Here is a 12,700-nt window from a genome sequence, read left to right as displayed (position 1 = left end):
CGGCGCCGAATAAGGAGAACAGTCATGCGCATCACCCAGGGAGCCTTTTCCTTCCTGCCCGACTGACCGACGACCAGATCCGGGCGCAGGTGCAATATTGCATCGACAACAAATGGGCCGTCAGCCTCGAGGTCACCGACGACCCGCACCCGCGCAATACCTATTGGGACATGTGGGGCACCCGATGTTCGACAATCCCGACGCGGCGGCGCTGATGATGGAGCTGAACGCGTGCCGCAAGTCTATGGCGACCGCTATATCCGCGTCGTCGCCTTCGATGCCTCGCATGGCTGGGAATCGGTGAAGCTGTCCTTCATCGCCAATCGTCCGGCCGAGGAACCCGGCTACCGGCTCGAGCGGCAGGAGGCCGCGGGCCGCATGATCCGCTACACCACCAAGCCCTACGCCGCCGACAAGCCGGCTGGAACGAGGTACGGCTGATCGGACAAGAGGAGAATGCCATGTCGGCGCCAGCCTTTGCCGAAACGGAAGTGCCTCAAGCCATCACGCCAGCGGCGATCGATCTGCGTGAGGAATTCGAAACTTCCGGCGTCAAGGACGTCCTGGCCGAGCTCGACCGCGAGCTGATCGGGCTCGCCCCGGTCAAGAGACGCATCCGCGAGACGGCGGCGCTCCTGTTGGTCGAGCGGGCACGGCGCCGCATGGGCCTCGCCCATGAGACGCCGACACTGCATATGAGCTTCACCGGCAATCCCGGCACCGGCAAGACCACCGTCGCGCTGCGAATGGCCGACCTGCTGCATCGGCTGGGCTATATCCGCAAGGGCCATCTGGTTTCGGTTACCCGCGACGACCTGGTCGGCCAATATATCGGCCACACCGCGCCCAAGACCAAGGAGATCCTGAAGAAGGCGATGGGCGGCGTGCTGTTCATCGACGAGGCCTATTATCTCTATCGCCCGAGAACGAGCGCGATTACGGCCAGGAGGCGATCGAGATCCTGCTGCAGGTGATGGAGAACCAGCGCGACGACCTTGTGGTGATCCTCGCCGGCTACTCGCAGCGCATGGACCGCTTCTTCGAAAGCAATCCGGGATTCCGCTCGCGCATTGCCCACCACATCGACTTTCCCGACTATTCCGACGACGAGCTTCTCAGGATCGCGGAACAAATGCTCGACCAGCAAAATTACCTGTTCGACACGAAGGCAACCGCCGCAATGGCCGACTACATCGCACGCCGCCGCGCGCAGCCGCATTTCGCCAACGCCCGCTCGATCCGCAACGCCCTCGATCGGACCCGGCTGCGGCAGGCCAACCGGCTGTTCGAGAGCGCCAAGGGACCGCTTGGCGCCAAGGCGCTGTCGACCATCTCGGCCGACGACATCACCGCCAGCCGGGTCTTCGCATTAAAGCCGGAGGAAGGTGAGCCAAAATGACCGGGAAGACCATAATCGCCCCATCGGTTCTATCGTCGGATTTCTCGCGGCTCGGCGACGAGGTCGAAGCAGTCGCGCGGGCGGGCGCCGACTGGATCCATCTCGATGTGATGGACGGACATTTCGTGCCCAACATCACCTTTGGCCCGCCGGTGATCAAGGCGATCCGCGACCGCACCGACAAGATCTTCGACTGTCATCTGATGATCGCGCCGGCCGATCCCTATCTCGCCGCCTTCGCCGACGCCGGTTGCGACATCATCACGGTGCATGCCGAGGCCGGGCCGCATCTCGACCGCTCGCTGCAGGCGATCAAGAGCCTCGGCAAGAAGGCCGGCGCGTCGCTCAATCCATCGACACCGGAAAGCGTCATCGAATATGTTCTCGACCGGCTCGACCTGGTGCTTTTGATGACGGTCAATCCGGGTTTCGGCGGCCAGGCCTTCATCTCGGCGGTCATCGACAAGGTCAGGCGTGTCAAGGCGCTTGTCGGCCAACGTCCGATCGACATCGAGATCGACGGCGGCGTTACGCCCGAGACGGCTCCTCTGGTCACCGCGGCCGGCGCCAATGTGCTCGTCACCGGCTCCGCCGTCTTCAAGGGCGGTACTGCCGACGCCTACCGAACCAATATAGCCGCGATCCGCCACGCCGCCGACAGGGTGGCCGCGAGGGAACCGGCATGAGTCTCGCTGTAAAGGACATCGAAGGCTCGTCGCTTCGCGCCGTCTTCTTCGATCTCGACGGCACGCTCGTCGATTCTGCTCCGGACATCGCGGCGGCCGTCAATGAATTGATGGCAGGTTTCGGGCTGGCGCCGCATTCATTGGAAGCTGTCCGCGGCATGATCGGCAACGGAATCGGGGCACTGGTGGAGCGTGCGTTCGCCACCCATGGCGTCGCGCTTTCGCGTCAGGAATTTCGCGAGCGCCACGCGACGATGATCGACATCTATGCCGACAATCTCACCCGCTTGTCCATGCTCCGGCCCGGGGCTGCACAGGCCCTGTCGGCTGCCCGCAAAGCGGGATTGCGGACAGGCGTGGTCACCAACAAGCCAGAAGGTTTCTCGCGCATTATTCTGTCGCGTTTCGATCTGCTGGCGGAACTGGACGTTGTGATCGGTGGCGACAGCGGCCACCCGAAAAAGCCCTCCCCCGAGATGCTGCTGGCCGCCTGCAGGAGCTGCGACTGCGATGCACACGAGGCGATGCTTGTCGGCGACAGCGTGACCGACGTGCAAACGGCCAAGGCGGCGGACATGATGTGCGCCATCGTGCGGGGCGGCTATACGGCCGTCGCGCCAGAGGCTCTCGGCGCGGACGTCGTGATCGACCGGCTCGATGAACTCGAACCGAGGTTCTTCGCGGCCTGCAAGGGTCAATAATGCCAATTCGCGCGATCGTCTTCGACGTTGACGGCACGCTGGCGGAGACGGAAGACCTGCACCGACGTGCTTTCAACCAGTCGTTCGCGGAGCACGGCCTAAGCTGGAATTGGGATAGCGCCCTTTATGCTGAACTGCTCGCGATAGCGGGCGGGCGCGAACGCATTATCGCCTATAGCCACAGGATGAAGTGCCAGGTCGATGCTGCCGCCCTGCACGCGCGCAAGACGGATCTCTATAACAAGGCGATCCGGGAGGGCGCCATCGCTCTGCGCCCGGGGGTGGAGGGCTTGATCGATCACGCCAGACGCAAGGGTCTTTTGCTCGCAATCGGGACGACGACAAGCAGGGTGAACGTGATGTCGCTCCTTCAGTCAACTCTGGGCGATGATGGGCCTCGACTATTCGCAACCATCCGGACAGGTGAGGACGTCAAAGCCAAGAAGCCGGATCCTGAGGTCTATCGTTTGGTGCTGTCAGATCTCGGCCTGGAAGGATCGCAATGCATCTGTATCGAGGACTCCAGAAATGGGCTTCTGGCCGCAAGCGGCTCAGGCATGCGCACCGTCATCACCCCCAGCCAGTTCAGCTGTCATGAAGATTTTAGCGGTGCCGATCTGATTTTGCGCAATCTGGCGATGCCATGGTCCTCGGCAGAGTTCCGCCCTTACACGTCCCTGATGGCCCAACCGGTCGAGCTCGGTCGTCTGCTTACGCGTGAACGAGCTTAAGGGAAGATGCCACCTTATCTCGGCAGCCTGCCATCGCCGCCGACGAGGGAGCTTGCGACACGTCTTGGTAAGCAGCCACTCTCTGCAAAGGTAGTTCTTGCGGGCGTAAAACGAAACGCGGACTCGAAAGCTGACAGCGTTGGCAGCACGCAACGCAAGCGGGCCAATCATGGAGTCGACGCCGTGGGTGCGGCCCGTCAAGGAAGTCGCCAAAAAGAAAAAGGCCTCCGAAGAGGCCCTTTTTGGGGTTGTTTAGACTCGTTCGCGTCGTCGACGACGTACAGCTCTCATGAGGGCACCGCAACAGAGTGGTTGGAAAATAGAGCGCGCCTGCGGGACCGGCAATCAACTGTTGCAACTCCCATCGGTGCATTCTGTTGATGCCCGCCAAGGCGCGGCCTTGGCCTCGCCAGACGACACTTTCGACCGCCCGCAGAGCAAGTAAGAGAGAGAGAGAGAGAGAGAGAGAGAGAGACCGGTTTCGACATCCGTGGCCACAAAGCGCCCCCGCAGAGGAGCCTGAACAAGGTCACGAATGACCAGTCCATCGCCGAGAATCATAGGCTGGTATCCGGTCTCGGAAATATTCTAAATAATAAGGCCGCCATCGGACGTACAGCCATATTGCATTGACGAACATATCGGGGCGCTGGCGCTTAACCCAAGGATGACCTTCAATGATTTCGGGAAAGTTGCGCATGATTGGCAGGAAGACCACCGTGGATTCCGTGAACCTACAAATCGTACCTACATAGTAGTCGCGCAGAATTCTCTCATTCACCTGCTTATTGGCAACAGCGATGGCCATTTCCTCAAAGAAATTGTAGACATATGTGATTTTTGATATGAGCGCGACGTCATTGGTATCGCGAGAGACGCAGATGTTTCTAGCTAGAAGGGCATCGATATCGTTGTTCGAATTAATAATCCGACCAACGAAGTGCATGGACGTCATAAGTTCCTTACTGTTGACGTTTTCAGTTAGGAATCGAAAGGCTCGATCACGTTCGTCTGCCTGAAACTTAGCAGCGACGGCGAATACAGCTGCGGCGCCAGCGGTAAAAATGGACGCAGCCGTGACCAAATCTTTGTCATGTCGAGAAATGGCTGCAACAAAAATGAAAATGCCCAGTAGCATGAGCACACTGGACATCACATATAGCGAAAGAGAATTGATCGTCAGTCGGTTGGACCGGGAGATTTCGCCCTCGGTCTCAAACATTACAAGCCGGTGTCGCCGCCCTTGGCCATTTCGCTACTCCCTTTAAGCTGCGCAATGCAGCAGGCATCGTTAGCACATGCAATATGGCCCCTGCGGCCATCCAAGTCAAGGCGCCCAGCTGGGGAACCGGACCAATCCGACCCATGTATCATCCCCTGCTCACCAAGGGAATCCTGTCTAGCACTGATATCGGAGCTTCGCGGTCTGGATCGAAACCGTCGAAGTGCTGTCCGGGCGGCTCGGCGTTGCGCCGGAAGGGGCAAGCTGCTAATCAAGTAGACATTTTGGAAACATGGTTTCATGGACCATTCGGGAACGGTAGTCATTGTTGCCCGGCCGGGCAGCGATTGGACCGATAGCCTTGAGGTGCTGTCGGAACGGTACGCCTATCGGGTGCTGCCGGTTGCCAGTCCGGCCGAGGCACTGACAACAATGAGCAGCATCCATGTCGATTTGGCGGTCGTGGAGGATCGCCAGGATGAGACTGTGGGTCTTGATTTCCTCACCCGGCTGCGCGTGTCTCACCCGGACATCATGCGTGTTTATGTGACACCGGCGCCCTCGTCGCTGTCTTATCAAGCGCTTTCAAAGGCAGCGATTTATCAGTTCCTTCTGACGCCTCTCGACCCGGCGCAGCTCGGTCTAGCCGTTGAGCGGGCCTTGGAAGCGCGTGAACTTCACCGCCGCCATCGTATTCTGTCTCGGGAGTTCAAGATTTCGGGGCCCCTGATGTTCGGGGATCGCCGTGACCCCGTGTTGAGGCCGGAAAGCCACCAGTTCGAAAAACTCGTCTATGCAAGCGAAAAAATGGCAGAGATGTGCGATCTGGCGCGGCAGGCGGCTGTGACCGAACTGCCCATCCTGATCGAGGGCGAGACCGGTACAGGCAAGGAGCTGCTTGCGCGCGCCATCCACTACAATTCACCCAGGCGCGCAAGCCCGCTCCTTGTCCAGAACTGTGGGGGCATGCCGGACGAATTGCTCCAGTCGGAACTGTTCGGCCACAAGCGCGGCGCGTTCACCGGGGCGATTTCGGACCGGCTCGGCCTGTTTCGGGCCGCCGATGCAGGAACGGTCTTCCTGGATGAGATCTCGGATGTGTCGCCATCCTTTCAGGTCAGCCTGCTACGCTTTCTCCAAGAAGGAGAGGTCAAGCCGCTGGGTGCCGACAAGGTCATCCACTGCAACGTCCGCATTATCGCCGCATCAAACAAGCGGCTGCAGGACCTCGTCGCGCAGGGCAAGTTCCGCCAAGACCTTTATTTCCGGCTGAAGGGCTTCGAGTTCGAGGTGCCGCCGCTGCGCGATCGTCCAGAAGATATCGGGCCGCTGGCGGAGTTTTTTGCCGCCAAGCATGCCGATGCGATGGGCCGCAAGGTTCTTGGTATCACCGCCAACACTCTCGAGAAGCTGGCGCTGTGCAGCTTTCCCGGCAACGTGCGCGAACTGGAAAACGAAATTCGCCGCATGGTCGCACTGACCAAGGATGGTGAATACATCACCACCCGCAACATGGCGCCATCACTGCTCGCGACCGCCTCTGCCCGCAAGCAGGGCGACGGTTTAAGGGGCTTCGTTCCCGAAGGGACTACGCTTAAGGACCAGGTCGAGAGTCTCGAAAAACAGATCGTGGGGCGCGCGCTTATACGAAACCACTGGAACCAGAGCCGCACTGCGACCGAGCTCGGTTTGTCGCGCGTGGGGCTTGCCAACAAGATCAAGCGCTACAGTCTCAATGAAAACGGTTGAGAGGCATCCATGAGCACCGATGAAGCGCAAGATCAGGGCACGACGGTCCTGCGATTTCCGCAGTCGCGCGTGTTGCCGTCTGGGCATGCCGAACCGACGCGGTATCTTGGAGTTGGGGCAATGGCCAAAGTAATCGGCGCCCCTGAACATCAGACCACGGGCCATTGGTGCAGCCGCTGCAGAGGTATCTGGTACGGCTATCTTCTGGAGGTCACCTGCCCAGCATGCGGCAACCGCCACGGCTGAGCGGCCGACAAACGGCACAAACGAACTTTCCACCTGCCAAGTTAGTTTGCACATCGGCAAAGAAGAATGCTGCGCCGCAAAACGCCACTCGTTTCGCTAAGTCACTGAGTAACAAAGATTTTCTTACCGCGCCCTGACTTGGCATGTTGCTTGCAATTCCTCTTTCGCAGACGCGCTGCACCCAACGGTCAGCGGCGTAGCGGAGGAGGAAATTCATGGCCAATCTTCTATGGCTCCAGGGCGGAGCCTGCTCGGGCAATACGATGTCGTTCCTCAATGCGGAGGAGCCAAGTGCCTGCGATCTCGTCACCGATTTCGGCATCAACGTGCTCTGGCATCCGTCGCTGGGACTGGAGCTCGGGGATAATCTCAAAAAGCTGCTGAACGCGCTGACCTCCGGCCAGATGCCGCTCGACATCTTCGTCTTCGAAGGTACGGTCGTGAACGCTCCCAACGGCACTGGTGAATGGAACCGTTTCGCCGGGCGCGCGATGCGCGACTGGGTGAGCGACCTTTGCAAAGTGGCCAATTTCGTCGTCGCTGTGGGCGACTGCGCGACCTGGGGCGGCATACCCGCAACGGCGCCGAACCCTTCCGAAAGCCAGGGCCTGCAATTCCTGAAGCGCGACCAAGGCGGTTTCCTTGGCAAGGACTACAAGTCGAAGGCCGGACTGCCCGTGATCAACATTCCAGGCTGCCCCGCTCATCCGGACTGGATCACGCAAATTGTCGTTGCGGTCGCGACCGGGCGCGCGGGCGATCTCACCCTTGACGAGTTCCAGCGTCCGAAAACCTTCTTCACCTCCTTCACCCAGACGGGCTGCACCCGCAACATGCACTTCGCCTACAAGGTGTCCGCCACCGAGTTCGGCCAGCGCAAGGGCTGTCTCTTTTATGACCTCGGCTGCCGTGGCCCGATGACCCATTCTCCGTGCAATCGCGTGCTGTGGAACCGGCAATCCTCCAAGACGCGCGCCGGCATGCCCTGCATGGGCTGCACCGAACCGGAATTCCCGTTCTTCGATCTGGCACCAGGCACCGTCTTCAAGACGCAGACGGTTATGGGCGTGCCGAAGGACATGCCCTCCGGCGTCGACAAGACCGGCTACATTAAGCTGACCGCCGCCGCCAAGGCCGCTTCGCCGCGCTGGGCCGAAGAAGACATCTTCGTCGTCTAAAGCGCGCTTTCCCGAACACGATCGACAAAGGTCAAAGACATTATGTCCGCTGCAGTTCAAACACTTGATATATCGCCCGTCGGCCGCGTTGAGGGCGATCTCGACGTACGTGTCGACATCCAAAATGGCGTTGTGGTCAACGCCTGGACGCAAGCCGAGCTCTTCCGCGGCTTTGAGGTGATCCTACGCGACAAGGATCCGCAGGCGGGGCTCGTTGTTACCCCACGCGCCTGCGGCATCTGCGGTGCCTCCCACCTAACCTGCGCGGCCTGGGCGCTCGACACTGCGTGGAAGGCCGAGGTGCCGCGCAATGCAATCCTTGCCCGCAACCTGGGACAGATCGTGGAAAGCCTTCAGAGCCTGCCCAGGCATCACTACGGCCTGTTCATGATCGACTACACGCACAAGAATTACTCTCACTCGAAATACTATGAGGAAGCCGTCAAGCGCTGGTCGCCATTCACGGGGACCAATTATGAACTCGGCGTGACGATCTCCGGTCGCCCGGTGGAAATCTACGCTCTGCTCGGCGGGCAGTGGCCGCATTCGAGCTATATGGTGCCAGGCGGCGTCATGTGCGCCCCGACGCTGACCGATGTGACCCGTGCCTGGTCGATCCTGGAGCATTTCCGCCGCAACTGGATGGAGCCGGTTTGGCTCGGCTGCTCCTTCGAGCGCTATGAGCAAATCCAGTCCTACGACGACTTCATGGCGTGGCTGGATGAGCGGCCGGAACATGCCAATTCGGATCTTGGCATGTTCTGGCGCATGAGCCTTGATGTCGGCGTCGACAAATACGGCCAAGGACACGGTAAGTACGTCTCTTGGGGCTATCTGCCCCATGAGGATAAGTATAACCGCCCGACGATTGAGGGCCGTAACTCCGCGGTCCTTATGAAGAGCGGCGTCTATGACGGAGCGAGCGATACGCACAAGCTGATGGACCAGGTCTATACGCGAGAAGACCTCAGGCATGCCTGGTATGACGAGCCGGGCGGCATGCATCCATTCGAGCGCGTGACCAAGCCAGTCGGCAAGAATCCGGTCGATTATGACAACAAGTATTCGTGGTCGGTTGCCGTGCGACACGACCAGAACGGACGGCTCGAGGCAGGTCCGCTGGCGCGCCAGTTGATCGCCGGCGGCACGCATGGCGAAAGCTGGCAGCACTTTGATCCGCTGGTGCTGGACATGTACAAGAAACTTGGGGGCGCGAGCGTGATGCTGCGCCACTTCGCGCGCATGCATGAAGGGGTCAAGCTATATCGGCAGGCCGAACACGCACTCAGGGAGTTCCGGTTGAACGATCCCTGGTATGTCAAACCGACCGAAAAGGACGGCAAAGGGTGGGGCGCAACAGAAGCCATTCGCGGGGCACTTTGCCATTGGATCGAGGTGCAAGGCGGCAAGATCAAGAATTATCAGATCATTGCGCCCACGACATGGAATGTGGGGCCGCGCTCCGACGGCGGCGAACTCGGCCCGATCGAACAGGCGCTGATTGGCACGCCGATTGCGGATATGAACGACCCTGTGGAGGTCGGACATGTCTGTCGCTCGTATGATTCTTGCCTTGTGTGCACCGTGCACGCTCACGACGCCAATACCGGCGAGGAGCTTGCCCGTTTCCGCACGGCATAGATATCTGCCGGTTCTACGACGCTGCCCGATCGCCTGCACAAGCTGGCGATCGGCCCGCTCTCCAAATGTCGGGACGGTAGCCGATGAACAATGAGCAACAGCATGCCCTGCTGCGCAAGATGGCGCAGCTCATGAAGTCGGGCCTCGAGACGCAGACCGAACCTTTTCCTGAAACCGAAAAGGAATTCGCTGCGATTCTTGACGAGTTGCGCAAGCTCGATGCGAACGACGTCGAGGCCAAGATGGTCATCAGCGGCTTTGTCGATCATCCTTATGGGCCTGACAGGCAACGCTGCATGGAATGCATGTATTATCTCGTCCACCGAGAATGGTGCGACTTGCCGGAGCTTGCGGTGCCTGTCGACGCGGACTGGTGGTGCCGGCTCTGGCGCATCTGACGTGCCCTTGCGCAGGCGTGCCCTGGAGGGAGGCTGCGATGACGACCATTGACGACGGTCAGTTGCGTGAAACCATCGAGACGCTGCTGACCCGATCGCCGGACACGGAAGCATTTCCACGCGCCGACAGCCATGACGATGTGCTCGCCGTCATTGCCTGCCTGCGGGCGGCCGGAAACGATCTGGCGGCAAAGCTCGCGATCGCGGGCTTCACCTTGCGGCCGGTCGAGCACCAGGGAATAGAGCAGGCGTGTGAGAGCTGCATGTATTATCTGGTGCATCGCAGGTTCTGTGAGCTTCCCGAACTCGACCTGCCGGTCGAGCCGGAGTGGTCGTGCCGGCTTTGGCGGATATGAGGGGCAGGCCAGCATGATCGCGGTCGTCGGCTGCGGCAACCTCAACAGGCAAGACGACGGTGCCGGGCCAGAGGTGATCCGTGTGCTGCGCGCAGCAGGACTGGAAGGACCGGAAGTCAAGCTGCTGGATGCCGGAACGGATGGCATGGCGGTCATGTTCGCCGCCCGCGGCTGCAGGTCGTTGATCCTGGTTGATGCAGCCCGCAGCGGCGTCGAAGCGGGCGCGATCTACGAGGCGCCGGGACACGAAATGGCGCGACCCTATTATCCAGGACTCAATCTGCACGACTTCCGCTGGGATGCAGCCCTCCATGCCGGCCGGCAGATCTTCGGCGCAGCCTTCCCGGACGACGTCACCGTATTCCTGATCGAGGCCGGGCAGCTGGATCTGGGGCTCGGTCTCAGTGTGCCTGTAGCCAAGGCGGCCTTGGTGGTGGCCCAGCGCATTGGGGAAATCGTGGCGGACCGCCTTGCGGCCGGACAGCAATGAACGATGCGACTTTAACCGTGCGCGTGAGCCGCGGCGGCTTGCATTTGTCGGGCGAGGCCTACGAGCGGCATTTCTGCGGGATCAGCGGCATTGTGCTGATGCGACGTGAGGCCGACCTGCTCATCCTGCCGGTGCTGCTGGCGCAGGCAGGAGGATATCTGCTCAAGCGTAAGAACCTGGCAGGCGACCGGGTGGCGCACGCTCCCGACTTCTTTCGGGCGAACGGGATCGCGGATGATGACAAGCGTGAGCTTCAAGTGGTGTGGGACAGCTCTCAGGCCGGCTTCATCGGTCGGGGCGTTTTTGCAAACTAAGTTTGCACATCGTAATTTAAGTAGACAACACTCAAAAAGCTGTTAGCATCAGCCGCAACAGAAGCTGCAACCAAGCAGCATGGGAGGAAAAAGGTGAGGCAATCTCGTGTGGACGAGGAAGTGCGCGCCGCGTTGGCGGCTGCCGACGACCCTTCCGCCTCGCCCCAGGATCGCGCCGAGATGCTCATGGAGATCGCGATGGCTCTTCAGCAGCGTCCGAAATCGCCTGACGAGATCGAGGCCGCGATTGATCTCTACGAACGAGCTGGCGCTATTTGTCCGAGCGGCGAGCATCTGCTGAGCACACGGATTGCCGCTCGTCGGGCAACCGCGCTTCTGGCTCTGCCAAACGGCGGTGCCGATGCTCTCGAGAGAGCCCGAACCGAGCTGGAAAAAGTGGCCCGCCACTTTGCCGATCTCGACCGACCGGAAGAGCTCGCCGAGGCGGAGATGAATCTTGGACTGGCGATCCACAATCTCGCCGGGCTGAACAGGGCCCGCACCACCGATGCCATCTCGGCCTACCAACGGGCGTTGCGCACCTTCGACCGTGTCAGGTTTCCGAAGGAATTCGCCATCCTGCAAAACAATCTGGCGACCGCCTTCCTGTCCATGCCCTTCACCGACAGTCGCGCGAAAATGCGCGAGGCGCTGGCCGTGCAGGCGTTCGAGGAAGGGCTGAAGATCGTCAACCTGATCGATCATCCCACCGAATACGCGATGCTGCAGAACAATCTCGGCAACGCACTGCAATATGCCTCGTCCAGTCATGTCGTGGAAAATAATCTGCGCGCGCTCGAAGCCTATGACGAGGCGCTCAAGGTGCGTACCCGCGCGGCCATGCCGCTGGAATACGCCAACACGATCGCCAACAAGGCGAACTGCCTCTGGAACCTTCCCGACGATCCCGCTGATCCGGCCAACGGCAATCGCGCAAACCTGACGGCTGCGCGCGAATATTACCGCGAATGTCGTGAGATATTCATGGCATCCGGCGAGGCCGACAAAGCGCGCATCGTGGCGGAGGCCTGCGAACAGATCGACCGGGAGCTGCTTTCGGCGCCGGCCACGAAATCCGACGGATTGTCCGGGCCCGTCCAACACCATCTCAATTGACGACAACAAGGAGCGCGAGGTGACATTAGTGGATCTTACTGCAGGCGTAGCAGCGCTGGCGCTGCTAATCGGCATTGTGACGTCGGGCATAGGCGGCGCCATCGGCGGCATGGCGACCGGCGGCAAGGCGATCGGCAACCAGCTGGCCGCGATGATGGGCAGCTTCTACGGTCCGGTCGGCGGCGTGTCTGGCATCGTCGTGGGCTTGATCCTTTTGGCTCTGATTGGCTGAGGTGCAATCATGTGGGAAATGGCGAAAAGCTCGATCATCCTCTTCCTCAAGGGCAAGCTCTTCGCGGACCCCGCCAAGGTCTACAGACAAACCGCGATAGGAGCCCTGGCCACGGCCGCCCTGCTCGTGATCCTGGCCAAGATCGGGGTCCCGGTCGTAGCCGCCGCGGCCGTGGCCGGCCTCGTAGGCGGCGCGGTGCAGCCGTATCTCTTCAAGGACCTTCGGTACCGGTAGGAAACAT

At 60.5% G+C, this 12,700-nt stretch carries 15 protein-coding genes and 2 pseudogenes; 15 read left to right on the top strand and 2 right to left on the bottom strand.

The features are described 5' to 3' along the window. The first annotated feature begins 24 nt into the window (after window positions 1-24). The 5 genes and pseudogenes from EJ070_RS20015 to EJ070_RS19995 all read left to right on the top strand — a co-directional run bounded on the left by EJ070_RS20015 (window position 25) and on the right by EJ070_RS19995 (window position 3,517). Window positions 25-441: pseudogene (locus EJ070_RS20015) on the top strand (ribulose bisphosphate carboxylase small subunit). 20 nt (window positions 442-461) lie between these two features. Beyond that, window positions 462-1,399, top strand: a pseudogene (gene cbbX / locus EJ070_RS20010) (CbbX protein). Continuing rightward, complete coding sequence (rpe, locus tag EJ070_RS20005) at window positions 1,396-2,085, top strand: ribulose-phosphate 3-epimerase (protein WP_126092871.1); 690 nt, start codon at window positions 1,396-1,398, stop codon at window positions 2,083-2,085. Before cbbX ends, rpe begins: the two are co-directional and overlap by 4 nt. Beyond that, entirely contained in the window at window positions 2,082-2,786 is a 705-nt protein-coding gene (gene gph / locus EJ070_RS20000; RefSeq protein WP_126092870.1) for a phosphoglycolate phosphatase, read from the top strand. Before rpe ends, gph begins: the two co-directional genes overlap by 4 nt. Further along, window positions 2,786-3,517: an HAD-IA family hydrolase gene (locus EJ070_RS19995; protein WP_210211956.1), complete on the top strand. Its 732-nt coding sequence runs from the start codon at window positions 2,786-2,788 to the stop codon at window positions 3,515-3,517. Before gph ends, EJ070_RS19995 begins: the two co-directional genes overlap by 1 nt. Before the next feature lie 529 nt (window positions 3,518-4,046). Here EJ070_RS19995 and EJ070_RS19990 read toward each other — a convergent pair. Beyond that, window positions 4,047-4,739, bottom strand: a complete 693-nt coding sequence (locus EJ070_RS19990) for a DUF4760 domain-containing protein (protein ID WP_126092868.1) — start codon at window positions 4,737-4,739, stop codon at window positions 4,047-4,049. A gap of 300 nt (window positions 4,740-5,039) precedes the next feature. On the opposite strand from EJ070_RS19990, the gene EJ070_RS19985 reads away from it, so the two are divergent. After that, window positions 5,040-6,488, top strand: coding sequence for a sigma-54 dependent transcriptional regulator (locus tag EJ070_RS19985; RefSeq protein ID WP_126092867.1), 1,449 nt, complete (start codon window positions 5,040-5,042; stop codon window positions 6,486-6,488). A 211-nt stretch (window positions 6,489-6,699) separates the two neighbouring features. Here the strand turns inward: EJ070_RS19985 and EJ070_RS36350 are convergent, their stop codons facing one another. Beyond that, window positions 6,700-6,951 carry a hypothetical protein gene (locus EJ070_RS36350; RefSeq protein WP_189349966.1) on the bottom strand — a complete coding sequence of 84 codons (252 nt, stop codon included), beginning with the start codon at window positions 6,949-6,951 and terminating at the stop codon, window positions 6,700-6,702. On the opposite strand from EJ070_RS36350, the gene EJ070_RS19975 reads away from it, so the two are divergent. The 9 genes from EJ070_RS19975 to EJ070_RS19935 all read left to right on the top strand — a co-directional run bounded on the left by EJ070_RS19975 (window position 6,950) and on the right by EJ070_RS19935 (window position 12,693). Further along, window positions 6,950-7,912, top strand: coding sequence for a hydrogenase (locus EJ070_RS19975; protein WP_126092865.1), 963 nt, complete (start codon window positions 6,950-6,952; stop codon window positions 7,910-7,912). The genes EJ070_RS36350 and EJ070_RS19975 overlap by 2 nt on opposite strands. A 42-nt stretch (window positions 7,913-7,954) precedes the next feature. After that, window positions 7,955-9,553, top strand: a complete 1,599-nt coding sequence (locus EJ070_RS19970; protein WP_126092864.1) for a nickel-dependent hydrogenase large subunit — start codon at window positions 7,955-7,957, stop codon at window positions 9,551-9,553. An 83-nt stretch (window positions 9,554-9,636) separates the two neighbouring features. Beyond that, complete coding sequence (locus EJ070_RS19965; protein ID WP_126092863.1) at window positions 9,637-9,951, top strand: hypothetical protein; 315 nt, start codon at window positions 9,637-9,639, stop codon at window positions 9,949-9,951. A gap of 38 nt (window positions 9,952-9,989) precedes the next feature. After that, complete coding sequence (locus EJ070_RS19960) at window positions 9,990-10,307, top strand: hypothetical protein (protein WP_126092862.1); 318 nt, start codon at window positions 9,990-9,992, stop codon at window positions 10,305-10,307. Between the two features lie 13 nt (window positions 10,308-10,320). After that, complete coding sequence (locus tag EJ070_RS19955) at window positions 10,321-10,797, top strand: hydrogenase maturation protease (protein WP_126092861.1); 477 nt, start codon at window positions 10,321-10,323, stop codon at window positions 10,795-10,797. After that, on the top strand, window positions 10,794-11,111 hold the full coding sequence (locus tag EJ070_RS19950) for a hypothetical protein (RefSeq protein WP_126092860.1): 318 nt from the start codon (window positions 10,794-10,796) through the stop codon (window positions 11,109-11,111). Before EJ070_RS19955 ends, EJ070_RS19950 begins: the two co-directional genes overlap by 4 nt. A 93-nt stretch (window positions 11,112-11,204) precedes the next feature. After that, complete coding sequence (locus EJ070_RS19945) at window positions 11,205-12,227, top strand: hypothetical protein (RefSeq protein WP_126092859.1); 1,023 nt, start codon at window positions 11,205-11,207, stop codon at window positions 12,225-12,227. Window positions 12,228-12,255: 28 nt separating this feature from the next. Continuing rightward, entirely contained in the window at window positions 12,256-12,459 is a 204-nt protein-coding gene (locus tag EJ070_RS19940) for a hypothetical protein (RefSeq protein WP_245464629.1), read from the top strand. Between the two features lie 9 nt (window positions 12,460-12,468). Next, entirely contained in the window at window positions 12,469-12,693 is a 225-nt protein-coding gene (locus EJ070_RS19935; RefSeq protein ID WP_126092857.1) for a hypothetical protein, read from the top strand. Window positions 12,694-12,700 lie beyond the last annotated feature (7 nt).

It is taken from the genome of Mesorhizobium sp. M1E.F.Ca.ET.045.02.1.1 (genome assembly GCF_003952485.1).
Taxonomy (GTDB): domain Bacteria; phylum Pseudomonadota; class Alphaproteobacteria; order Rhizobiales; family Rhizobiaceae; genus Mesorhizobium.
Note: the sequence above shows the minus strand (reverse complement) of the source record. Positions and strands in the feature narration are given on the sequence as shown.